Source organism: Thioclava sp. GXIMD2076 (assembly GCF_037949795.1).
GTDB classification, from domain to species: Bacteria; Pseudomonadota; Alphaproteobacteria; order Rhodobacterales; family Rhodobacteraceae; genus Thioclava; species Thioclava kandeliae.
The window spans coordinates 2419756-2442347 of the sequence record NZ_CP149932.1; the positions used below are offsets into that span (position 1 = coordinate 2419756).

Genomic DNA, 22592 nt, shown 5'->3' on the forward strand with positions numbered 1-22592 from the left:
TCATGCCCCTTTCAAAAGTTGAGAAACAAGTGCGGCAGTGTCGCCGTAGCCGTAAGCGTTAGGGTGCAAGCCGTCCGCCATAAAGCCAGCGGCGTCCGCCTCGGACCATGTCCCGAACCTGCCTGTGATATTGACAACGGGAACTGAATTTTGTTCCGCGAGCTCCTCGATCACCGCCACATAGGAGGACCACGAATAGGTGCGCGCGTAGCTCGGATGCATGGGCACAATCAGCACCAAATCGCTGTATTGCGAAGCAGTGTCGATAATGGTCTGCATGTCGGCCCGGAACAGTTCAGGATCGCGGTTCTGATTAAAATCATTCAGCCCAAGCTGCACCAGCGTCAGGTCAGGCGCTACTGCCGCCAGCGCATTGAGCGGGCTGTAGAATGAAGCCGCGTCCGCGTACTGGTCAGAGCGCCAGCCGGAGCGACCCATATTCAACACCTCCACGCCAGGGGTGCTACTGTCATAGCACGACCAGCCGATGACAGCGCTGGCGCCGCTGGTGTAGCCCAGCTTCAGCGCCTGCACCGCGAGCGACGGAGCCGAATATGTGATCTTGACGACCTCACCGACTGCGGGAGTGTAAGTCGTTTCATCGCCATCGACCCCGATTGTCATCTCGCCAGCCGAAGACAGCCCAACCCACACGTCCACGGTGTCCCATGCACTCTCCGGTAGATACTCAAACGGAGCGGTCTGCGTCGAGCCATCCCACATCTCACCGCCAACACTGGTAGCACCGCTTGCCAGCCAGCCGTTCAAGGTCACGCGAGGGTCATAATCCTCATACCCTGCCGTTCCGGTGAGCGCCCGCCCGAACGTGTTGAGATCGGTTCCTGCGTATTCGGCGAGGAAGCGGCTCAGAGCGGCGGGATAGGAGAGAGCCCGACGGTGAATAGTCACGCCGCCCGATTGCCACCCCATCGTATTGCTGTCCCCAACACAAGCGACCCGAGCATTACCCAGTTTTTGCATGACCGAAGCGAGGGCATGGCGGATTTTTTTCAGGGGCTGATCGCCCCACGTCCGATAATTCTGCGCAGAGTATTGTGCTGCAAGGATATCAGACGCATCCACCGCACCGAGTGGGACCCCCATATGCGAGATAACGTCAGGATCGGCGCGGAAAATCACAAAGCCGTCGGAGTCGGTTACCACCAATTCAGATGATAGGAAGTTGGCGAGAGTGGTGCCTCCCATCAGTGACAGCAGCAGCTCATTGAGGCGCATAATGACGTTGCCGTATTGGTCCTTAATCACCAGAGAGCCATCGCGTTGGACGATCATGCTCTTACGTTCTGCGACTTCATCAGCGAGACCTGCAATCGCCTCCGGCAGACCCACCACGGTCTCAGGCGCCTGCGTGCCGGTGTGATTGGCACGGTCCTTGGCGGCAGTGACCTGTGCAAGAATATCCTGCAGTGCGTCCTCATCGCCCATCGTTTGCAGAATGGCGATAAGCGCATTGCGGAACGGTGCCAGCTGGATCTGATAGCGACCGCTTGTTACATCCCCCACCGGCAGTGGTGCGCCCACAGGCTCGTTCGGCAGTCCGTCGCCTGTATAGCGATTAAAGTCGCGCAACGACGCGTTTATATCGTCAAGAATTGCCATAGGGCCTCCAAATAAAAAGGCCCCGCACGAGGCGAGGCCGAGGCAGGTCATGACCTGTCAGGTTTAGCTGATGGTGATAGTTTGCGGCCCCGCCGGATCTGACGGGACGGCAGAGCCGTTGATCGTGACGGCGAAATAGGACCACGTCCCCACGCCCGGCTCGTCAGTGAAGTCGCTGACCTGACCGGCCACCCCCGCGACATTCGCAACGAACACAGCTGCGGCGAAATCGCTCGAAGCGCCACGCCAGATCTGCGTCCGGTAGAAGTCCTCGGATGCATTGCGCCAATCAAGCGCGACCGCACTCCCCGTCGCGAGCGCCGAGAACTCGGCCGGCGGATCAGGCTCATCCGGATTTGCGCTGACCTGCGTCGATCCGGCAATGACCCAGTCGCTTCGGCCTTTCCAGCGCATGCGGACCGTATAGGTCTGCCCGTCCTCAAGAACACCGGAGATCGCGCTGACAAGCCCCGCGCTCATGTCTACCCAAGTGGTGTCGGCCTCCGGATCCTCCCAGTAGCCGACAGCGATCTGCGCTTGGAACGTGAGGCTGTCCTTGCCCGGCTCATCCACCGAGACATTGAGCTTCACAGCTTGCGTATCACCACTCACCTGCACGCGCGTTTGCGTGAGCACCGGGTTTTGTGGCGCAGGCTGCGTATGGCTCGGAGTGCCGATGGCGGCATAGGTCAGCGGCAGCGCCCGCTCATCCGTGGCAGGATCCCACGCATAGGCACTGGCATCGAGCGTTTCCACACCGATGGAGCAGGTTGCACTCACGAGATCAAACGAATGCGACGTGACCTTAAACGTGCGATCAATCCCGAGATCCGGCGCATAGATGCGGATCGTATGCGCCCCATCCCCTTTCGGAAACCGCGCCTTGAGCCCGACAAGGTTTGTCGTGATCGTTCCCTTCCAGTCGCACCGGTCCTGCGCCATCTTGATGCTCATGAGGCGCTGAAGCTGAGTGCCAGAAGGGCAAGCTTCGAGATCGAGCCGGTCCGTCCGCTGCTCTTCCGTAACGAGCGCATTCTCATCGCGCAGCTCGGCAACGTCGATGCTCTGATAGGCATGTGCCGGGCTGACAAACGATCCCTGCAACACGTTATAGGCCGTCATGGGATCGATGCCGTCTTGCATCTGGATGGCGAGGATATCCTCAGCCGTGATCGTCACATCCGGCTCGGACCAGACCCCGCCGCAAATGCCGAGCTTGCCCTCAGGCGTCATATACGGCTGCCCATCGCAGACCGCGAGAAAACGCGCAGCCACATTCTTCAACGGTTCTTCCAGCGTGTAATAGCCGCAGAGCGAATAGCGAGGCTCTTCGCCCCCATTGGCAAGCGCCATGGAGAAGGCACAGATTGCCGAGAATGTCCCGAAGCTATCATCATCCAATCTGGACGCAGGTAGTGCCCAACCATCCGCATGCGTGAAGAAGTCCCGCAGGATCAGTCCGGGGTTTTCCGAATAGACCATCGCGCCGGTCAGATCCTCGACTTGACTGGCGCGCACCTCCATCTGCACGACGGTCTGGGCGCCCTTCGGAAATACCTTCGGGAAGTTCTCATCCGAGGGATCACCAAACACGGTGAGGAAAGTGGCCTGCCCTTCCAAGGCATGATCGGCTGTCCAGAGAGCAGAGAAGTTGCTCAAGACATCCGCATAATCCCCACCCGCGCTGGCCCCGTCGCGCCACTCGAAAATCTGGTAGCGGCGCAGATATAGGTGGTTATCCTCGGCGGCAGCCAGAGAGTTCGGAGTGCCGTCCCACCAGACATTCACCGCGGCATCAATAGGTCCATGATGCGCCACAACGATCTGATAGAGCCTATCATCATGCGACTCGTAAAAGGCTTTCACGCCGCCCAACAGGTTGCGACCATAGGCGCGCACTCGCGGCTGATCGGTCTGCTGGATCGTGGCCTGCACGGTCTGTCGCGAGGTATTCGACCGCATCAGGAGAGACGACGCTAGAGACCATGTGACCGCCTGCCCCACGGCAATCACTGCCGCACCCACGGTCGTGGCCGCATAAGCCGCCCCCCAAGAGGTGGCCGCGATAATCGAGAAGATTGCCATTTATCGAACCCATGCCAATTCAGCCCGCCTGTAGCCGAGCCGTGAGAGATCCGGCCCCTCGGGAGCCGTAGAAAGTTGGATAGTCTGGGCGCCCTGCTCGAGCGCCCAAGCCTCGAAGGCTCGCAGGAGCCGCAACCCGCTGCCGTCACCGGCCCACCAGCCGACCTCTTTCGCGATCGGCGCAGGGCTGATCACCGTGGGCTGCATCAGGCCCGCGACAAACCCTCCATCGGTGACGAAGACACATCCGGCAGGATCTCGGATCAGCCCAGAGACAGTGCGGATCGTCCAGCTACGATCGACCGCGACCGGCCCCGAGACCGCCTCGCGCAGAGCCTCGATCATATCCACGATACGCGGCACATCGCGGGCATCAGCGCGTTTCACCTGTAACGACATGGGAGCGACCTGACTCGACAAGATGGAAAATAATGATGATCCTGCCTGCGCCGCTACCCATGCAGGGGAAGCGGCGCAACATCCACATGGCCCGAGAAGGAAACGCCACATGGAAAACAAAGATACAGAAGCGCGGCTAGCCGCGATGGAAGCTGAGATTGCGCAGCTGAAAGCACTAGTCGCGCAGATTCGCGCCAAAGCCGTGATGGACGCGGGCGGTTTTATGAGGCTACGCGATGAAGTGATGCGACGTTACGATTAATACCGCCGATCTGGGGGAATATCCAACCTGCACGACAGCTCGCTGATATCCGCAAAACTCAGATCGAGCGCGGAGCGAAGCCGTTTCACTTTGCGATACAAAAAAGCGGTGATCGCAAACAAGGCGAGCACCGCGCAAAACAGAATAGCAATCAGGGCGCCAATCAAGCTCATAGTTCCATTCTCCTGTTGATTTCCAACGCAGGCATCACCCGCGCCACTTGGTCTCATAGCCATTGGCATAGAGCGGCAGGCGCTCGAAGCCTTTATCGCCCGAGTGCCGTGCCTTCTGGTCGGCATCTGTCCAGCGCCCGCGTGGCGGCGCGTTACGGCGCGCGAACAGGCCCTCGCATTCCAGCGTGAGGGTCCAGTTTGTCGTGCCTTCCAGCGCCCAGGGCATGCGCTCCATGGTCCCCGCAAACAGCGCGAAGGAGGCCATAGGAGACGGCGCACCTTCGGCAAACAAGCCGAGCGAGACCGTCACATCCCGCCCGCGCACCCGTGCCCGAGCCTCAAGCGCGTTGGTCACCATCTCTGGCGTGGCGGTCATCGAGAACGTCACCTGATTGGCGTTGAGCGAGTAGTTGCTTTCCAGCCCTGCGATGCTGATCAGATCGCCCGTCCCCTGCCAGACATACCCGTCATGCTCCATATCGCCCCAGCCAGTCCACCAGCGGCGCGGCGCGTCGAGGAAGTCCATGTGCACCAGAAGCGCATGCTGGACCCGCCCCTCGCGCAGATCCGCGTCAGGGATAGCAAGAAGATCTGCGCGGCTCATACGGCCTCCACGAAATTGACTGACACCGACTGGACGCGCGCCATGTTTTCATCAATCACACCCTCGCCCTCCGATGCGAAGCGCATGCGGCAAACGGGGCGCGATAGCTCGACATCTGCACCAGCCGCCACTGCCTCACGCAAGGGCGGCTGGATCATCAGGTTTTGCGTCCCTTCGGCCTCAGACCATGCCGCTTGAACGCGGTGGGCACGTTCGCCGATGCTGATGATCTGCCCCGGTCTCACGCCGGTTGTGTCGGTGATGGCTATACTCAGACGCGTTGACCGAAGCGCGGCGTCAGCCGCCACGGTTGCCCGTGATATTGCCGTGGCCTCGAACCCCCAATGCTCGAATGTCTGAGAACGAGCGAACTGCGCTGTGTGCCGGAATGGCGTGAACTTGCCATTCCGGTCCATAGGACGGAAACGGGAGCGCATCGGCACCAAAACAGTGCCGATGCGCCCTTCCATCTGCGCAACAAACGTCTGCCATTCCAATTGTGCCGCTTCACCCGCGATAACGACCTGCGCCGTCATCGTCCACTTCCCGCGCATCGTTGGCACCACTGTTTCTGCGCCATTGATGCTTTGCTGCGGATCGAGAGACAGGCCGGTCAGCGGATAGCTTACGTCCTGCCATCTTGCCAGTTCCGGCCAAGTTGCTCGCATCATCCTGTCCTTGCGTCATGGTTCTTCATATAGGCAGGGACCTGTTGAAGCACCTGCTGGCCCATCTTCCGCATCTTGGCGTCAAGAGCCGCATCCCCAGTGGTTCCGCGAAGATCCACCGTCATTGACATACTGGAGCTGCTACCGCCCGAGCGCAGCGCATGATTGGGAATTACCGTCCCCGCTGATCGCGGAACAATCATCTCCGGCCCCTTCTCACCGACGACGTAAGCCTTGTTGGACGACACCGGACCACCAGAGGCGCGGAACCCGCCGAAGACGGTTGTAAGGATTTTCCCGAACACACCACCGCCTCCACTGCTATCCATGACACTGGAAAGCGCCTGCTTAATTCCGCTTTGCAGAATATCGTTCGCAATAGACCTGAAGATGTTGGCCAGACTGTCGCGAACACTTTCTCCACTTGTAATCAAGCCCGCTAAGGAACCAGCAACACCGTCGATTGCCGCATCAAAGTTCTGCTGCGAAATCTCACCCTGCTCGAGCTGGCCCGTCAGTCGCGCCACCTCATCCGCCTGCTTGGCGATCTTTGCATTCAGATCATCGTTGAGCGGAATGCCAGCTTTCTTGAGCTCGTCCATCGCCGCCCAAGTCGCCCGCAGCCGAGCAGTCTCGGTTGAGGACTTGCCGATCAGCTCGATCTGACGCTGCAAAGCGGTGAGCTGCTCGCCATCAAAGACACCCGACAACGCTTTTTGCTTCTTTGACGCCTCGCCTTCAGCGGACTTCATTCCAGACTTAGACTTGCGGGCAGCCTCAGCTGCTGCACGTTCCGCTTCCGCTCTCTCCAAATCTAGCCTCGCCTCATCCTCCGCATCTGAAACGTATTTCGCCCTCCGACGGTCGAAGTCCGCCTGTTGCTGATCAGTAAGCGTTGCTCCATCCGGTATGATCTCATCCATTTCGAGCCCTGCAAGCGCCCCAGCCTCGCCCACCTTATCGCCAACATACTGCCGGCGAATACGAGCGCGGGCCAACTGCTGTGCTTGGCTGCTTTCCAGCGACGCCATGTTGCGCGACGCCTCCGCCAGGACATCGGCAAGCGTCTGCGCGCCCTGCACAGCCCCATCAAAGCTGATGCCCTGCGCGGCAAAGCTTATATCCTCGGCCTTGCGTGCAACTTCGCCCGCCTCGGCGGCCCCTTCTCGCAGCTGTTCGGTGACCTGATCGAGCATATTCGCCACATCGACGAGCTCTTTGTTTCCCGTAGCCCGCAACGTGCTTTGGATAATCTCCAGCTGATCAGCCGCTCCTGTGAAGTTACCTTCGTCAAGCATACCGTCGAGCGCGCGCCAAGCAGCATTGAAACCCTCGATTTGCGTCGGGCTGATGCCGAACTTGGCGACTTCTTCGTTCAGACGCTCAAACTCACGCTGAGCGTCCAGAATTTCTCGCCGCGAAACTCTCTCTTGAGAGGCATTTCGTCCCGACGTGAACGCGCTTGGCTCAAGGCTATCCAGCCTAGATTGCGCATTGCCTTGTTCGTCCCGCAGAGAGGTCAGGCGGCTGAAAATCTGGGCGATCCTGTCTTCTGCCCCGTCAAGGGTCTTAAGCGCCTCATCGACGGAAACACCGAAACCTTCAAAGGCATTTTCTCTTGCGGCGTCACGCATACGGTCCATGAGGTTCTTAATAGCCTCATCGGCGCGGCCAAACCGATCAATCATATCATCTACCGAGCCAACAGCGCGGGTGTCGATTGCATCGGCGAATTCGGACATGCTGCTACGAACTTCTCCGAGGGCTTTATCGAATGCTTCGGACTTCTTCGCGGCATCCTCGCTATCGCGCCCTAGGCGAAATAATGCAGCCCCTACGGGAATAGCAATTGCCGCGACTAGTCCGAGCACAGCGCCAAGCGCCCCGAAGCCACCCAAAAGCTGCGGCATTTGCTGTGCAGCCGCCGTCACCGCTGAAGTGCCACCCTGCACCTGCACAACAAAATCCTGAAACTGAAACGCTGTGTTCTGCACTTGCCCGCGCAGATTGCGCATTCCGCCACCGAATTTTTTCGTGCCATCGTTAAGGGTATTGCTTGCCATGGACGTGCTACGAAGGGACTGCGACAGACCAGTGGTAGCAGTGGCGGTCTGTTTGGCCGCGGCAACCACGCGCTGCATCTCCGCTGCGGATTCTTGAACCTCGGCCGTGTATCGATCCTGACTGATCGCACCGACATCAAGGGCACGATCCAGACGACGCAGCTCCTTCTCGTAGGTGGATGCCGCACGATAAACCGGGTCATAGGCTTTCGACAGGCGGTCAAGTTCGCGCGCATGCGCCCGGGCGGCCGCCGTATCAGTCACTTTGCCCTGAGCATCCTGAAACGCTTTTTGCGCGTCTTGGCCTTTCTTGCGATACATCGCAACGATCCGGTCAGCTTCCTTGACGAGCTGAGCGTCGGAAAACCCCGCAGAAATGATAAGATCCGGCTCTTGTGCCATTGGTTAAAATCCCTCGATACCAAGCTCGCGCATGCGATCCACGCTCATTGCCTTTCCGCCCGGGCTCATCGTCCAGCCGTTGGCGCGGCCAAAGCCGTCCATACAGGCCATGAACTCCCAGAGGCTCATTGCGCCTACCTGTGCGGGCGTGAACCCCATTGCGGCACCGAGGCCGTAATAGATGCTGAACCTAAGCTTGCCGTTTTTCAGCTGTCCGGTGTCGGCTCCACCGGCAAATCCTCCCCCGCAGGATCATCCGGAGGGCCGAACAATGCGACCGACAGGATTTCCTGACAGGGCACCTTGAACGAGATGATGGGATGAAGATCAAAGGCGTTTCGTGTCAGCTTCAGCGCCTCGACATGGGCCATGCCACCGCCGATCAGCCCGCAGCGGATCACATGCACGAGCTGTGTGATGTTCCACGTCCCCGCATTGAGGGCCAAGAGAAGATGCTCAGGCCCGCAATCTGTTTTCTGCTGGATCGTTTCCAGCTCGCTGATGCCAAGGCGGAAAGCATGCTCTCCGCCCGGCCATGGAATGACAACCGGCTGCATTATGCGGCGTTCGTGAATTCGATGCCGTGCTTGAAGCGGACGTTAATCGTCTGCGTCAGCGCAGTGCCCTCGGTATTGCCGATCCCCTCGATGCCCTGAGACGTCAACAGGCCGACCCCATCGATATACTCGACCGTTCCGGAAGCCGCATCGACGATATGCACGCGGACCGGCAGTTCAAGCTGGTCCTTGGCCCATGACAATAGCTTGCTCAGGTTCGAACGCGCCAGCTGGGCATTGATGGTCATGGTCGAGGTCTGCGCACCGTATTCGACAACGGTCTGCACCGGCAGCTTCCAGTCGTCGCAATCACCCACAGCAGTCTCGGACATCGCGTTTTCGATATTGAGGCTGATTGCCGTAGCGCCACAGAAATTGGTAAAGGTTTCGGTATTATCCCAATCCACCATGACGATCATATCGCCACGATGCAAAAGTTGAGGGGCTGCCATTGTCATTCTCCTGATGTGTCAGCGGGTTTCTTCGGGGCGACATACTTGGTCGCCGCCCCGCTTGTTTCGGCCAGCTTGATGACCCATGCCGGATAGGGCCGAAAATCGTCATGGGGATGGATGCGCAACGACACGCCGCGCTTGGCGTCCGTCGCATTGAACAGGCGGTGGAATTTTGCTTTAGCCACGGGAAAATTCCTTCTTGATGGCGTCTCTGACCCTCTTTCTTATCAGGCGCCTGAACTCCGCGCGCTTGGCCCGCCATGCAGGATAGAAAAAGGGCTGGGCGGGCATGTCCCGCGTTCCGAATTCCTGAAATCTAGCGTAAAAGGCCTCCCGAGATCCGGCATAGAACCTGAGCCTTAGCGTGGCATACTGATCACCTTTGTTGCCGCCGCTACGGACCTCATCGATCATGAATGTGCCCGCAGGTAGATCGCCCCACGTCCAGCCGATCGACAGGGCCAACCGGCCTGTTGCACCTTTCGGTGCAAGCTTACGCATCTCGGCGACGATAATATCCGCGCCCTCTTCCATCGCCTCGCGGGCCGCGTCGACAGCAACAGCCGGAATGCGCTTGAGTTTAGCAGTGATACGGGGCGAAAGCTGAGCCACGTCAAAGACTCCTTCGGCCTATCCCTCGGTTCGCGCCTCGATGCTGATCACACCATGAGCCACATCTGTTCTAGGGTCGCCCATGTACTGCACGTCGGCGACGCGCAAAGAGCTCATTGCATAGGGTTCGTCCAGCATCAGCTCTGCCTCGCGCAGCGCTGCCTTGACGAGCCCGCACAGAAACTTATTGCCACGTTTCGAGCCACGTTCCTGCGTCCACACATCAATCTGGATGGCGTGCAGCTCCCCCGCAATGCACTCGACATCATCGGAGATCTCTTGCGAGGGGCCAAACGTGATGTGGGGATATTCCACGCTCGAAGGCGCATTGTCATAGACACGACCAGCCACTTGGGCAGAAAGCCCCGGATCAGCCACGAGCGCGGCATAGATCGCGTCTTGCAAGGCTACTGCTGCACTCATAGTCTTTGCTCACATAGTTAGAGAAAGAGATTCTCATGAAGTTTCTTGCTGCACTTGCTTGGATCAGCTTTGTCCTGGCGGCCCTGTGCCTACTTTCTGCATTCACCAGCGACATGAACTCACCGTATTTCGGCGTAGCCAGCGCAGTATCGCTCGTAGTCACCGGCGCCGTTTTCTTGGCGATGGATCGAGCCTTGATCCTTCTGAGCGAAATCCGAGGCACACTCTGGGAAATGCGCGACATTCAGCGTGAAGCAGCTCCGAAGAAAGAGCCTATTTACCGCAGCTGATCAGGTCTCATTCCCCTGCTCGACAACGACATAGACCCATTCAGGGTCGGTGATCGCATCAACTCCGGTGATGGCATACTCTTCGCCTGACCGCGCATCTCGCATCCGCCAATCGGAAGTGACCGAGCGCGCGGCCATGCACGAGATGACTTTGACCTTGTAGATTGCGCGACCCTCCAGCCGCGCGGCTTCAACCGTCTCGTTACCCCGCGCGTAGATCATCTTGGCCGCACACTCATGCCGCTTGACGAAATCGCGCGAGACAACCCCGCCAGCGCCCTTGGTCTCGACCATTTCGCCGAACGTGACGCGGTGCGGCAGTTTTTGAGAAAGCATCAACTCAAATCCCGATATTGCGCCAGAAGCGATTTCACCGTGGGAGGCATGCCGACATCAGCCTCTGCCTTACCAAACAGCCATTGCCAGACCAGAAGCCGTACCGATTGCTTGCACGGGTCCGGCCAGCCATCTGGATAGTCTGCATCCATATCTCGTCGAAGATAGTCCGCGACGAACGTCAGGGCGGCAGACAAATGCCCCTGTATCTCGACATCCCGATCGGTGAAATCGATCTGGCAGAAGCTTTTCACATCCGCCAGGTCAACGCTCATTTCTTCGAAGCCTTCTTCGCTGCGGCTGACGCCTGCGCTTCTTCTTCGGCCTTTGCAGCGTCTTCAGCCGCTTTTTCCTCGGCCGCAATACGCGCGGCCTCCGCTTCGGCCTCAAGACGGGCTTGCTCTTCAGCCGCCTCTTGATCGGCTTTAGCTTTGGCCTCCGCTTCGAGACGAGCGGCCTCTTCCACCGCCGCTGCCTTTTGTTCGGCCTTCGCCTGTGCTTCCGCATCTGCGCGAGCAGCTTCTGCGATCTCCTCTTCGGTCGGCCCCTCGAAGATCGGAGCGCTCATGTCCTCGCTCGGCGCGACATAAGCTTGGCGCAACGCTAAGGCGTCTTCCTCAGAGATCTCTTTCCCGACACCGCCTTTGGCAAGAAGAGCGGTGAGCGCGATCTGCTGGGATTGGATACTGGGATCGAGGCGATACGGAATACCAGGGCGCATCATACCGACGCGGGTCATCGTGGTTTCCGATACTGCGATGATTTTCATGTTCTCACTCCTGCAAACTGCCTCCGGCGAAAACCGCCGGAGGCTTGTTCGATCAGACCCCGAAGGTGCCTTTGACCAATGCACCGGGGCGCTTGACCGCCAGAGTGCCGCGACGGGTACCCTTCATGGTCAGCATCCCCTCGACGAAGTTCTGATCGTGCTCGGACGAAATCAGGATCTCGACATCGGAACGATCATAATAGGTCGCGGCCATCATGAAGTTGCCAGCCATCCATTCGCCCGCAGACTGCGCGCGCGTGGTCGACACATCGAGCGACCACAGGCGCGGGAGGGTGCCTGTCGCCGGATTACCGAAGACATAGCGGCCAGCTGTGTCTTTGATCGTCTCAATGGCCGTCCAATCGAGATCATGCAGAAGCAGGCCGTCCGCCGCATAGTCGGCAAGCGTCAGTTGCAACAGACCAAGACGCAGAACATCGATCCGCGTTTGCGCCTCAATCGTGATGCCGGCCGGGCTAGAGAAAGCTGTCGCTTGGGTGCGCATACCATTCAGGTTCTCGCCGGTACCATCGCCCGCGACGATCTGGTTTTCCAAGGCGAGATCGAGGCCGTAGCGCATTTCGCTGTCGAGCTCGGTTTCGAGCATCGCCGCATCAGCCATCGCCTCTTCCGAGATATGGGTGACATGGGCGATTTTGCGCACAGGCGCTTCCGCTTTGGTCCAACCGTAGGACGATTCCGGCGCAGCAGTGCCCTCCGCAGTCGGCGCCGCGCCATTGGTGCGGGTCGTTTGCTTGGTATAGGGTACCAGATTGGCATCCGTACGCCCGCGCGTGATCAGATCCACGACCGACAAGGTCCGGCGCGGCATGCGCACAGGGCTGGTTTCCGGCGTCGGGAAGATCAACCCGCCGCCCGAGCCACCCACGGTGGTGATTGCATTCTTCACCTGGAACGTGGTGCGACCCGATGCGCCAGCAGCCACGAACTGCTTGATCGCGTCATGACCGGCAACCATCTGGCCAAACGACTGCGGAACCCCGTTGCCGCGCCCCCCGCGCGAAGACAGATCCTGTTCGAGGTCACGGTTCTTCGTTTCCAGCTGTTCAAGCTTCCCGATCAGATCGGTCTGCTTCTGGGTCAGCTCGTTGAAGTTCTTGAGCATCCGGTCCGAGTCGTTTTTCAACTCATCGGTCAGGGTGCCATTGCGTTCGGCCATCTTGATCGCCTTCTCGGCGGTCTGCTTGACCTCGTCAGTGCTCTTATCCAGAGCCATTTTGATCTCGGAGAGTTGGCGCGATACGTCGCCCGCGTCCCCCATCACCCCACCAATCACGGCTGCGGGCACGACGTTCATCCCCGCCGAGATAACGGCGAGGGGCATGCGAAGGTTCTTCATGTTGTGGCCTTTCAGCTCTTCAATGTGGAAAGAAAGCCCGACAGGGCTTGGGAAACGGCAGCGTCTTGCATGCCGGACGAGGCAGCGCCGGACTTGCCCCCCTTGAGAGAAGCGAGCAACTGCCGCTCCTCGGATCTCGAAACACCCTGCTTTTGCAGGATCTGGCGCAGGCGGCGCTCGGCCTTCAACGCCGCGCCCCCGCTATTCTCGACCACGCTGGCCGAGATCTCGTCCGCGTCGAGGAAATCATCCGCGAAACCCTGATCAACGGCATCCTTGCCACCAATCCATGTTTCGCGGTTCAGCATCTCCCGAACCTCGGTAACCTCAATGCCAGTGCGGGCGTGGTAGATATCAGCAGCCGTTGCATCAAACGGCTCCAGCCAATCAGCCACCTCGCGCTTGGCATGCTGATCTCCGAAGTCCAGAACTGCAGCGTTATGGATCATCAGGAAGCCAGCGCGGGCGATCTTGATCGTATCGCCGGCCATGGCGATAACCGACGCCGCCGAGGCAGCAATACCCACGATTTTCACCGTCACATGCCCCTTATGCTCGCGCAGGATATTGTAGATCGACAGACCCTCGAAATAGTTTCCGCCTGGGCTGTTGATCGTCACTGTTACGTCCCGCTCGCCGATCGCACGCAGAGCTGCCGCGACACGGCGAGAGGTCACCCCTTCGCCCCAGTAATCCTCGCCAATCTGTTCCAGAATGGAGATCGTCGCATCGCTCTCACCCGAGGCGCGAACGTCTGGGTTCCAGCGCTTCAATGCCAGATCAGGGATCTGCGTCGCCATCCCCGGACGCACCGAAACATCCGCCATCGGCAGGTTACGCTTGCTCATCCTTCATTCCCTTTCAGGTTCTCGATAGGCGCCATCGCCATCTGCGCCATCAGCTGATCAGCCGCGCCGCCTCGCGCCTGCTCGTTCAGTTTCGCACGGGCTTCGTCACGCGTCAGAATGCCCACGCTCACCATCTTGTTCAGCAGATCCGCCTTGGATTTGCTGTCCATCTGCAACATGGCTTCGCGATTGAACTCGAAGAAGAACCGGCGTCCGGGACCCGGCAAGACCAAGTCTTTCTGTATGCGCCGTTCGATCCGCGTCAGCAGTGGGTTGATCCCCATCGTCTGCCACGACAGCATGATCGCCTCGACCCCGCTGCCCCACATCGTCTGCCCTTCCGAGCTATGGCCGATGACAATCGGTGGAGTGCCGAACCAACGACACACATCCTCGATCTGGTGCCGACGAGTGGCGAGGAGCTGGACATCCTCAGGGTTCATCTGAAGCTGCTCGTATTTGAGCCCGGCTTCCAGAGCCATGATTTTTCCGACCTTCTTCGAGCCTGCATATTGCATCAGCATCGCGGTCAGCTGCTTTCGCTGAACATCGGTCAGGACCTGCTCGGAAGTCAGAACCCCTGACGGCATCATCCCATTTTCGAAGAAGGTCGCCGCAGCTTCATCTGCTGCCAGTGCCGCGCCCATGGATTGCAGGCCATATCGGACAGCGGACAGCCCCAGACCATCCCCAGACCCGAAACCACGGATATGGAACACCTTGCTGGCTGGCATGGTATATTTCTTTCCCCGATCCCAGTAATCATAGACCAGATCGCCATCGCTATCGCGACGCGGGTCCGCGTTGATCAATGGTCGCAGACCAACGAGGCGGTTGCCGACCTGCAAACGCTCGGCGACGCCATTTCCACGCAACAGCGTATGGGCCACCATAGATTCCCAGAACTCGAGCCCCGTCTGTTCTCGGTTCGGGCTTTCCGACAGCATTCCCGCCAGATCATGGTCGACGGAAACTCGGGTGGCCCCGTCGCCCCGTTGATACATGTCGAGCGGCAGAGAGCCGATCACCGACGCTGTCCGCGATACGCAAGCCCAGACTGCCGAAAGCGACATCGCCGTTTCCGGTGACACGACTGCACCCGCTTTTGACTTCCGACCGAAGCTTGATAGCGGCTGCGCATCGGTCAGGTTTTCCCAGCCGGAGTGCCCTGCGGCAAGCTCGGCTTTCACGCCGCGCCACGCGGCCTTCATTATTCCGATCATACCACCAGCACCGGGTTAGAGAGAAAGTCATCCAAGTTCTTCTGGGATGCCACAGGGTTCAGAAACATCAGCATTGCTGCGTCGAATATAGCCATCAGAGGATCGATTTTAGCCGCGCCAGATGCCTGCTTTGTGACCAGATATGTGCTGCCCTTTAGCACCTGTTTGGCGTTACCAACTGCCCACGCCATTATAGGCTGATCAGCGTGCAGAATGCGCCGAGACTCCAGCTTAAGCGCGACTGTCGAAATCGCCATCTGCAGCTTCCAGCCCTGCCCAACAGATTGCACCACAGGATAGACAAGCTCCAGCTCCTCCAGAGCATCCTGCAACAGGGCAACCCCTGCCACGTCTAGGCCGATGCCGCTCTGTTCGGGAAGTTTCCCTGCAAGGCTGACCTTCAGGCAAATCTCAGCAGCTTCTGCCGCCTGCTGCTCTGGTGTCTCCACGACAGCAAGATCTCCGTCCTCCTGGAAACCTCGCAGTGCATCTGCAATCTTCGGGCGCTGTTCAAACACAGTCTTTCTGGCCCATGCTTTGCCCCAGATCAGCCACGCTTTGTCACGAGTTCTCCGCCCGATCACCGCCAAGGCCGCGAGGTCATCGGCGCCGCCCCAGTCCACACCTATCGTGCAAACCTCACACTGCGCGAGCAGCTCATCGAGGTTCATGCCGGGAATAGAAGCACCGTCCCAATGGGGAGCTCCGGACCACGCATCCCCGCCAAGTCCTACGCCAATCTCGATATTGAGATGCTGACTCGCCCAGATCTGCTCAGCTTCCGGATTTGCCTTCCCGTTGTTTTCGTAATCATCGATGAGGGCTTCTTCGTCGATCGAGAGGCCGATATTTGGCAGAACCAAACTCCAGTTGCGTTGATCGCGCCAGTAGGTCTCATCGCGTTGGAGTTCTTCGGGAAACTCATAGAGCACCGGTAGAAGGATCGGAGACCTTCCACCTTTTCCGTCACGGATAGCACGGGCTTTTTGAAGCTCAGATTTCCAGACGCCAGTCGGCATTTCATCAGACTGGGTGGTGATCATGAGCACCTTGCCACGCACCTTGGTGATGCCACCCCCCCTGATCTGCTGCATCACTTTGGCAGCCTTGGCCTTTTTCCCCAGCTCGTGAAGCTCATCAATGATCGTCAGGACAGGGATCTCACCTGTAACGATCGATGTATCGAAGGTCTTCACATCCAGCGCAGTTTTAGTTTTCCGGCGCGTGATCGTCTTAAGATGATCTTGCACTTGAAAGATCTGCCGAAGTTTCTCGTCGAGATCGATCATTGATTGTGCCTGCGAGAACAGGCGCTCAGAGATATTCTGGCTGGGGCCAACCAACAACATCTGCCGGTTTGGGGCTTCCTCCATATAGAGCGCCGTCAGAGCCAATGCCGCCACATAGGTGGATTTCGAGTTCTTCTTTGGCACAAGGCACAGAAGCTCCCAAACGATCTCGCGGTGCGTCTCCGGGTCCTCACTCGCAAAGAACACAACAAGGATGGCCTTGAACCAGTCGCCGCATGCCTCTGACAGCGGCGGGTTGCCAGGTATGTCCGGCAACCGAAGCCTATTGAAGAATGCCAGAACCTTGGCTGCCTTCTTCTCGTTGACAGGCACGTCTGCAATCGGAACCTCTCCCGCTTGTATTTTCTCCCACCAGTCAGGGCAGGCGAAGCGGGGCAAAGGCTCAATGACGGACATTCTGCTTGGTCTCCTGCTCTAGCTCGGCGGCGAGGGCCGCGTCTGCATCCAGCGCCAATGCCTCGTCTTGGATCTTCTTCCCAACCTTGGGCTTGGCCTCCTCTCGCGGCTTTCCAGCAAATGATCGCTCGGCTTCCATCTGGTCGAACTTTTCCATCAAGCGATCGACCTGGCGCATCGCACCCACGTTCCCCGCCAGGGCCGAGTTCATGGCCACCTCCAAACGGCGAGCATCGAACATATCGCGAGCGAGAGAGCGGATCTTAAGCTCCTGAAAAAAAAGGCGTCTGAAAGTCGGCAACGACATATGCATGACGCCAGAGATCCTCTCGTTCGACCAACCGACCGCCAGTAACATCTTGACTTTATTACGATCTTCCAATGTTGCCGTCTTGCGTGGGCGACCGAGCTTCCCAGAAGCGGCCTCTACAGGGTTCCCGAACAGGTCAAAAACGTCAGCCATAGAAAAAAACCTCCAACTGAGGGAGTGGCGGGTCTGCAGCCAAAGGCCCTCCAGACTTCCGACCCACCCCCTCCCATGTGTCATTCGCGCCACATTTCTCCCAATCGCGCCCGCAAACCTTCAGATCAGGGTCAACTGCACCGGATCGACCCGAGGCACTGCCCGCACCGGTCTGCAATCGGCACAGCGGCAGGCATCACCATGATCACGCACCCAGATCCGCGCATCATCAGCGGTGATCGGCCAGCCATGCGCCGCCATCACCTCATCGACAAAGGCATCGGACTTTCCATCCTCGAACAGCAAGCCCGCCGCAACCGACAGCATGAAGGCATCGGCCATCACCAGCCCCGCTTCTCTTCCCGTTGCTTGTCCCTATCGTGACATTGCTTGCACAGGCATTGCAGGTTGCCATCTTCCCAGAAGAGGGCTTCATCACCGCGATGCGCCCGCTTATGGTCAGCGACCAAGTGGCTCGTGTCCGCCTCAATCTTCCCGCAACGCTGGCAGGTGAAGAGATCTCGCACCAGCACCGACCACCGCAGCTTCTGCCAGCGCCGCGTCTTGTACCATTTGCGCCAACTGGGCTCGACCCGCTGCCGCATCGGTTCCGCCTTGGCGACTGTCGTCGCAGGGCGGAGCCGACTCGGCGCAGGGGCGAGCCTGTTTGGCATAGCCTTGAGCCTGCCCATGCATGTCACCAATGTTCGGAAAGACAAAGCGCCCGAGGTCTTTCAACCTTCGGGCGCTCGTGTGGTGCTGGCAGATTGTCAAATCGGACTGATGCAGTCAATAACTATTTTTCCACGGAGAGAGCACAGGCTGAGCACTGGTAACGATGATGGTGTCGAGATAGCCGGGAACGCGAAGCTGCGAAGCCACCTCCAGAAGCGCACCACACCAGTCAAGATAGGCTCGACGGCGCTTGGCCGTCTCCAAGCCACCACCAACGAAAGAGATCGGACAGCATCGACTGCCAACCTTCCGCAGGTTGCGCGACCGAGCCGAGCGATAGGACCAGTCATCACCTTTGACCTCGAACGCAATCGATCTGCCCTCTTTGTCAAAGTCCCAACCCACCGGCACCACATGCCGCCGCGCCGATCCCCGCCAATCAGGCGCAGTCCCTGCCCGAGCATGCGTGGCCACCAGCACCGCCATCTCGCGCCCGAACATCGGGTTCAACTCCAGCGCCTCGACCGCCGCCGCGATCATCGCCGCGTCGGGATGCACATGCGGCGCAGGGCCAGCGCCACCGCCATCGACCCGGCAACCGAGCTTGGCCTGTTGCATCATCCGCCATTCGGGCGAGACGCCCACGCGATCGAACTCATGCGCCCCGCTATGATCGAAATCCATCCGCGCATTCTCCGGCCCGAACGCCCATTCCAGCGCCGAGCGCACACTCATCACCCGAGGCCCCGCCGCTACGATCCGGTCCCGCCGCACATCCGTCATCATCATTGCTCTGCCTCTTTGCTTGCCCGAAATCTTTCGACAAGCGCAGCAACCCGCGCCTGCTTGTCGCGATACGCCTGTGCCCATGCCGCCTGATCCGGGGCGACAGGTAGATCCAGTGCGATCCGCTCCTCAATCCGCTCCAATCGGCTGTGGTGCTCGCGCGCCTCCTCACGCACCCTGCGCCGCGCTCCATCCGTAGCAGGCGGCACCTTATGCTGTTCGAGGTAATCCCATGTCTCGACCAGCGTCCCGCTCAGCACGGCGGCAGGCCCTTCGACCGACGAGAACCACGATACCAAGCAGCTCAGCTCATGAAGAGGGCGCGGATGGGCTCGCTCAGCCCAAACGCGCATAGTAACCGGCTCCGGCCATTGATCGCGCTTCGGGCCTTGTCCAAGCTGGATCATGAAATCCCGAAGCACCTTCAGGCTCTCATCGCTCATGTAAGCCATATAGTCAGCCAGCTCTGCGAAGTACTTCGCCTGCGCCTCGGTATCCATGCCCCGCTTGAACCGAAAGCCCACCGGCTCAAACAGGATACGCCGCACACGGGCGCGATTATTCTCAAGCTGCTGGTCCACTGCACTGTCCATGTCGTCGCTCCTTTCTCTCAGCAAATTCGGACTTATCCACAGTCACCACCCTTTTCCGTCCGGGATGCGGGTAACTGTTATGTCTCTGTCTTTGTCCCTGTCGTGCAGGACACTTTTGTTTCTGTCCGAAATTCGTCTAAATCTGTCTTGCGGACAGATTGACGACACTTTGGACAGAATTTCAGAAAGCCGAACGCGTCCGGTTCAGCTGCATCGTATGGGCCGACCATGCGCCAAGCGCTTGTTCGATCCAGACCGAAGTGCGGTAGCCAGAGCAGCGCTCCGACAGCCAGTCTTCAATCCACAGCACCGCGCCATCTTCTTCGGCCAGCGCCGCGTTATAGCTGGCCAGCGTCGTGCGCAGACGCTGCAAACGCTTGGCCTTGTTGGCCGCGTCATTCTTGGCCTGATTGTCATGCTTGCGCGAGATCGCATCGGTGACCATCAGCAGCACATGTGGGTGATAGAGCCGCCGCGCCCCGCCCTTGGTCTGGCACGATTGCCACTTGTGCAGCGGGCCGTAATCCATCCGGCACAGCGCTTTGAAATGCGCCGAGTCGATGCGCAGATGAAAGGCGAGTTCGTCCAGGTCATCTGGCAAGGTGCCGACCGGCGTCTGCTCCATCGAGATGCAGATCAGGTCGAAATAGAGCGCCCGGCATTCCGCCGTGCCCTTGGCCCGCATTGACGAGTTGAGCCAGCGTCCGTGCTCCCATGCCATGAAGTGATGGCTGTCGAGGCGCGTGTTCTCGTCAAAGGGATATTCGAGAAGGTCCTCGGTATCGACGACCGTGAAGGCCCGCTCCACAACACCCATCACATCACCCCTTTCGCTTCGACCATAACGGGCACCCCATGCGAGGCAGCCCATTGCACATCGGCCCAGATTTGCGGGCAACTCGCCCAGCCAGGGCAGGCAGGCACCCAGATCGCGCCGGCCGCATTGCGGAGACCCGCGACCTGTTTGGCCCAACCGACCGGCTCATTGATTTTCAGATGCATATCGACCTCGAGCATCGCCGCCCCGAGGATCACAGGCGAGATCGGTAAGACGCCCATGCGCGAAAGCTCGGCACAGGCCCGCGCTGCAACCAGCACCATATATTCGGGCACTTCGCACAGACACAGCCGGAGCGTCGAGGCCACATAAACAGGCTTCCCGCCCGCATGGCCCACCACATCCGCTGGGCCAACCCCGAACACAATCGGGCCGGACCAATCCAGCGGCTTAGCCGAACGCGACAGCGCGGCCCAGTTTTCAAATGTAGAGGTCAAGACATCACCGCCTTGCACCCCTGCGAGCGAAGAAAGATACGGGACGGCTTGCGCCAACAAACCGCCCCATCGCGCCGCCCGACCGCGCACAGCAGCCGGGAAACACTTGCACGGCACCCACCACTCAAAAGAAGTGCCGCGCGCTCTGCCACAGAAAGGATTTTATCATGGCAAATCATCGTATCCATCACTCATCCCCCACGAATTCGAGGATATTGCGGGCGATCAAACGCGCCTGCGGAACGCTCAGCGCAGCGAAGGCCTCGGGCTTTCCATCGCCCTCTATCACCCGCACCACGAACCCGCGCTGCGACATCGACACTTCGACCTCGGCGCCAGTAGTGTGATCGAAGACTTTGGCAGAAACCGTGGTGCGCGCCTCCTGCGGGCGGCGCGGCGCGGCGACTGTTCTCTCGACCATCACGCCACCTCACGATCTGCGCGATATTGCAGCGCCTCGATCAGGGCCTCGGTTGCCATCTTACCCGTCCCGATAGCCGATCCGCAGATCAGCCGAAAACGCTTCATCATGGCCTTACCATCAATGCCCAGATCGGCGGCAACCATGTTCTGTTTCTGGCCGTCCAGCAGCGCCTTGCACATCGCCAGTTCGGTCACCGCGTCAAAGGCAGGATCGGCCTTGAGCCCTTTCAGCTTGCCCAGATAAGACAAGGCCTCAGGCGAGAGGACCGGCTCGGGCTCGGCCGCGACGGGCGCTGGAGCCGGTGCGGCCTCGCGATCCGCCAACTGACCATTGGCGATCATATATTTGATCTTTGAGCCAACCGACTGATTGCGGCGCCCCAGCACCTTGGCAATTTCCGGCACCGTCTTGCCCGCGCCATAAAGCTGGGCGAGCTTCTCCAGCTCCCCCGCTGAATAGGAACCCGTCAGATATTCAGCATCGGCACTCACCCCAGTCTCAGCCTTTGCTTCCGGTGCCTCGACCCCAGCGCTGTCTGACGCTTCGTCCGGAATATCGCCAATCACCGGCCCGCGCGCCGCCGCCCCAGCCTCGTCAGCCAAGACCACACTGGTTAGCATTCCAGCATGCTTAGTGACAAACGGGCTAGCCCGCTCTTCCGGTGGAACCGAATGGAGGTCTGCAACCTCATCACCGGGCAAACACTGGCCGGCGGATAGCATTTGTTCCGGATCTGCCTCGGGTTCGCCATCAAGCAAGCCCATATGGTTGCCGAGAACAGTGCCAGTTTCAGCCAGCCTGGTCGCGTCCGGCCCGAAAGTCACGGCGATCAGCGCACCGTTGGCGCATTCGATGTCAAAGGCCAGATCCCAGCCCAAACGCTGCATATCCTCGCCCACGCGCACTAGCGCATGCTGATCAGCCGTTTTCTTCCGAAGCACATCAAGGCTCAAAAGCTCTTTGGTCATCACCTTGCTCCCTCCATATCAGCAGCTTGTATGAGAATTGGCGCGGGGGCTTTCCGGCCACCACTGGCCCCCGCAACAGTGTTCACAACCGCTTCCAGCGGTTCCACGCGCTGAAACAGCGTGGCCGGATTTTGCGCGATCATCGCCGCGCATCCGCGCCGCAGAGAGGTATCTGTGAATATGGCGCGGCTCATGTTCATCACTCCGCTGCCATCAACCGGGCGAAGTCTTCGGGCCACGCCAGCGCCGCCAGCGCCACATGATCACCATAGGGGCGGTTCAGACCGTCCCACCAATTGCAGGCCGTGCCAAAGGTCACGCCAAACGCCGCCGCCACATCCTCGCGCGACTGGAACATCTCGCGCAGGAAGACAGACCACCGCACGGCAAATGCCGCGCGATAAGGCACGGGCTCGAATTGCCAGCAATGCGCGCGGCGCAACGCGGCACGGCCGCGCCCTCGCCCGCCTGAGGACGGCAAAACTTTGGGATGGGACTTTGCAGCGGGCACCGGCCCAGACTGCGACGAGATCAGTTGAATGGAAGAAGACAT

General features: G+C 59.4%; 32 protein-coding genes. 2 read left to right on the forward strand and 30 right to left on the reverse strand.

What is annotated here, in order from left to right; translation table 11 throughout:
* The 3 genes from WDB91_RS11890 to WDB91_RS11900 all read right to left on the reverse strand — a co-directional run bounded on the left by WDB91_RS11890 (position 1) and on the right by WDB91_RS11900 (position 4104).
* Positions 1–1620: an SGNH/GDSL hydrolase family protein gene (locus WDB91_RS11890; RefSeq protein ID WP_339112769.1), complete on the reverse strand. Its 1620-nt coding sequence runs from the start codon at positions 1618–1620 to the stop codon at positions 1–3.
* A 63-nt stretch (positions 1621–1683) separates the two neighbouring features.
* Complete coding sequence (locus WDB91_RS11895) at positions 1684–3705, reverse strand: hypothetical protein (RefSeq protein ID WP_339112770.1); 2022 nt, start codon at positions 3703–3705, stop codon at positions 1684–1686.
* Positions 3706–4104: a hypothetical protein gene (locus tag WDB91_RS11900; RefSeq protein ID WP_339112771.1), complete on the reverse strand. Its 399-nt coding sequence runs from the start codon at positions 4102–4104 to the stop codon at positions 3706–3708.
* A gap of 109 nt (positions 4105–4213) precedes the next feature.
* Here WDB91_RS11900 and WDB91_RS11905 point away from each other — a divergent pair, with 109 nt between their 5' ends.
* Positions 4214–4366: a hypothetical protein gene (locus WDB91_RS11905; protein ID WP_339112772.1), complete on the forward strand. Its 153-nt coding sequence runs from the start codon at positions 4214–4216 to the stop codon at positions 4364–4366.
* Here WDB91_RS11905 and WDB91_RS11910 read toward each other — a convergent pair.
* Genes WDB91_RS11910 through WDB91_RS11955 form a run of 10 tightly spaced genes read right to left on the reverse strand, consistent with a single transcriptional unit; the run spans position 4363 to position 10323 of the window.
* Complete coding sequence (locus tag WDB91_RS11910; protein ID WP_339112773.1) at positions 4363–4539, reverse strand: hypothetical protein; 177 nt, start codon at positions 4537–4539, stop codon at positions 4363–4365. The genes WDB91_RS11905 and WDB91_RS11910 overlap by 4 nt on opposite strands.
* A 34-nt stretch (positions 4540–4573) precedes the next feature.
* Positions 4574–5143 carry a hypothetical protein gene (locus tag WDB91_RS11915; protein ID WP_339112774.1) on the reverse strand — a complete coding sequence of 190 codons (570 nt, stop codon included), beginning with the start codon at positions 5141–5143 and terminating at the stop codon, positions 4574–4576.
* A complete protein-coding gene (locus WDB91_RS11920; protein ID WP_339112775.1) occupies positions 5140–5814 on the reverse strand; it encodes a hypothetical protein in 675 nt (224 codons plus the stop codon). The genes WDB91_RS11915 and WDB91_RS11920 overlap by 4 nt, the downstream gene beginning before the upstream one ends.
* Positions 5811–8276 carry a hypothetical protein gene (locus WDB91_RS11925; RefSeq protein ID WP_339112776.1) on the reverse strand — a complete coding sequence of 822 codons (2466 nt, stop codon included), beginning with the start codon at positions 8274–8276 and terminating at the stop codon, positions 5811–5813. Before WDB91_RS11925 ends, WDB91_RS11920 begins: the two co-directional genes overlap by 4 nt.
* Before the next feature lie 3 nt (positions 8277–8279).
* The gene (locus tag WDB91_RS11930; protein ID WP_339112777.1) at positions 8280–8435 is read right to left on the reverse strand and encodes a hypothetical protein; all 156 of its coding nucleotides are present in this window, start codon (positions 8433–8435) and stop codon (positions 8280–8282) included.
* Positions 8436–8482: 47 nt separating this feature from the next.
* Positions 8483–8833 (reverse strand): gene transfer agent family protein, encoded by a 351-nt coding sequence (locus WDB91_RS11935; protein ID WP_339112778.1) that lies wholly within the window; start codon positions 8831–8833, stop codon positions 8483–8485.
* Complete coding sequence (locus tag WDB91_RS11940; RefSeq protein WP_339112779.1) at positions 8833–9285, reverse strand: phage tail tube protein; 453 nt, start codon at positions 9283–9285, stop codon at positions 8833–8835. Before WDB91_RS11940 ends, WDB91_RS11935 begins: the two co-directional genes overlap by 1 nt.
* 2 nt (positions 9286–9287) lie before the next feature.
* The gene (locus tag WDB91_RS11945) at positions 9288–9473 is read right to left on the reverse strand and encodes a hypothetical protein (RefSeq protein ID WP_339112780.1); all 186 of its coding nucleotides are present in this window, start codon (positions 9471–9473) and stop codon (positions 9288–9290) included.
* A complete protein-coding gene (locus WDB91_RS11950; RefSeq protein ID WP_339112781.1) occupies positions 9466–9900 on the reverse strand; it encodes an HK97-gp10 family putative phage morphogenesis protein in 435 nt (144 codons plus the stop codon). Before WDB91_RS11950 ends, WDB91_RS11945 begins: the two co-directional genes overlap by 8 nt.
* Before the next feature lie 18 nt (positions 9901–9918).
* Entirely contained in the window at positions 9919–10323 is a 405-nt protein-coding gene (locus WDB91_RS11955; protein WP_339112782.1) for a DUF3168 domain-containing protein, read from the reverse strand.
* 35 nt (positions 10324–10358) lie between these two features.
* Between WDB91_RS11955 and WDB91_RS11960 the strand changes: the two genes are divergently transcribed.
* Positions 10359–10613, forward strand: coding sequence for a hypothetical protein (locus WDB91_RS11960; RefSeq protein ID WP_339112783.1), 255 nt, complete (start codon positions 10359–10361; stop codon positions 10611–10613).
* Here WDB91_RS11960 and WDB91_RS11965 read toward each other — a convergent pair whose 3' ends face one another.
* The 17 genes from WDB91_RS11965 to WDB91_RS12045 all read right to left on the reverse strand — a co-directional run bounded on the left by WDB91_RS11965 (position 10614) and on the right by WDB91_RS12045 (position 22592).
* The gene (locus WDB91_RS11965) at positions 10614–10949 is read right to left on the reverse strand and encodes a head-tail adaptor protein (RefSeq protein ID WP_339112784.1); all 336 of its coding nucleotides are present in this window, start codon (positions 10947–10949) and stop codon (positions 10614–10616) included.
* The gene (locus tag WDB91_RS11970; RefSeq protein ID WP_339112785.1) at positions 10949–11224 is read right to left on the reverse strand and encodes a head-tail connector protein; all 276 of its coding nucleotides are present in this window, start codon (positions 11222–11224) and stop codon (positions 10949–10951) included. Before WDB91_RS11970 ends, WDB91_RS11965 begins: the two co-directional genes overlap by 1 nt.
* Positions 11221–11718 carry a hypothetical protein gene (locus tag WDB91_RS11975; protein WP_339112786.1) on the reverse strand — a complete coding sequence of 166 codons (498 nt, stop codon included), beginning with the start codon at positions 11716–11718 and terminating at the stop codon, positions 11221–11223. Before WDB91_RS11975 ends, WDB91_RS11970 begins: the two co-directional genes overlap by 4 nt.
* A gap of 52 nt (positions 11719–11770) precedes the next feature.
* Positions 11771–13063, reverse strand: coding sequence for a phage major capsid protein (locus tag WDB91_RS11980; RefSeq protein ID WP_339112787.1), 1293 nt, complete (start codon positions 13061–13063; stop codon positions 11771–11773).
* Positions 13064–13089: 26 nt separating this feature from the next.
* On the reverse strand, positions 13090–13926 hold the full coding sequence (locus WDB91_RS11985) for a head maturation protease, ClpP-related (protein ID WP_339112788.1): 837 nt from the start codon (positions 13924–13926) through the stop codon (positions 13090–13092).
* Entirely contained in the window at positions 13923–15149 is a 1227-nt protein-coding gene (locus tag WDB91_RS11990; RefSeq protein ID WP_339112789.1) for a phage portal protein, read from the reverse strand. Before WDB91_RS11990 ends, WDB91_RS11985 begins: the two co-directional genes overlap by 4 nt.
* The gene (locus WDB91_RS11995; RefSeq protein WP_339112790.1) at positions 15146–16855 is read right to left on the reverse strand and encodes a terminase large subunit; all 1710 of its coding nucleotides are present in this window, start codon (positions 16853–16855) and stop codon (positions 15146–15148) included. Before WDB91_RS11995 ends, WDB91_RS11990 begins: the two co-directional genes overlap by 4 nt.
* A complete protein-coding gene (locus WDB91_RS12000; protein ID WP_339112791.1) occupies positions 16842–17318 on the reverse strand; it encodes a hypothetical protein in 477 nt (158 codons plus the stop codon). Before WDB91_RS12000 ends, WDB91_RS11995 begins: the two co-directional genes overlap by 14 nt.
* Positions 17319–17438: 120 nt before the next feature.
* Positions 17439–17660 (reverse strand): hypothetical protein, encoded by a 222-nt coding sequence (locus WDB91_RS12005; protein WP_339112792.1) that lies wholly within the window; start codon positions 17658–17660, stop codon positions 17439–17441.
* Entirely contained in the window at positions 17660–17923 is a 264-nt protein-coding gene (locus WDB91_RS12010; RefSeq protein WP_339112793.1) for an HNH endonuclease signature motif containing protein, read from the reverse strand. The genes WDB91_RS12005 and WDB91_RS12010 overlap by 1 nt, the downstream gene beginning before the upstream one ends.
* Before the next feature lie 184 nt (positions 17924–18107).
* Positions 18108–18782: a hypothetical protein gene (locus WDB91_RS12015; protein WP_339112794.1), complete on the reverse strand. Its 675-nt coding sequence runs from the start codon at positions 18780–18782 to the stop codon at positions 18108–18110.
* Entirely contained in the window at positions 18779–19372 is a 594-nt protein-coding gene (locus WDB91_RS12020; RefSeq protein ID WP_339112795.1) for a hypothetical protein, read from the reverse strand. The genes WDB91_RS12015 and WDB91_RS12020 overlap by 4 nt, the downstream gene beginning before the upstream one ends.
* A 181-nt stretch (positions 19373–19553) precedes the next feature.
* Positions 19554–20189, reverse strand: a complete 636-nt coding sequence (locus WDB91_RS12025) for a hypothetical protein (RefSeq protein ID WP_339112796.1) — start codon at positions 20187–20189, stop codon at positions 19554–19556.
* Positions 20189–20647 (reverse strand): DUF1937 family protein, encoded by a 459-nt coding sequence (locus WDB91_RS12030; RefSeq protein ID WP_339112797.1) that lies wholly within the window; start codon positions 20645–20647, stop codon positions 20189–20191. The genes WDB91_RS12025 and WDB91_RS12030 overlap by 1 nt, the downstream gene beginning before the upstream one ends.
* A gap of 187 nt (positions 20648–20834) precedes the next feature.
* Positions 20835–21068 carry a hypothetical protein gene (locus tag WDB91_RS12035; protein WP_339112798.1) on the reverse strand — a complete coding sequence of 78 codons (234 nt, stop codon included), beginning with the start codon at positions 21066–21068 and terminating at the stop codon, positions 20835–20837.
* Complete coding sequence (locus WDB91_RS12040; protein ID WP_339112799.1) at positions 21068–22039, reverse strand: hypothetical protein; 972 nt, start codon at positions 22037–22039, stop codon at positions 21068–21070. The genes WDB91_RS12035 and WDB91_RS12040 overlap by 1 nt, the downstream gene beginning before the upstream one ends.
* Positions 22040–22238: 199 nt before the next feature.
* Positions 22239–22592: a hypothetical protein gene (locus tag WDB91_RS12045; RefSeq protein ID WP_339112800.1), complete on the reverse strand. Its 354-nt coding sequence runs from the start codon at positions 22590–22592 to the stop codon at positions 22239–22241.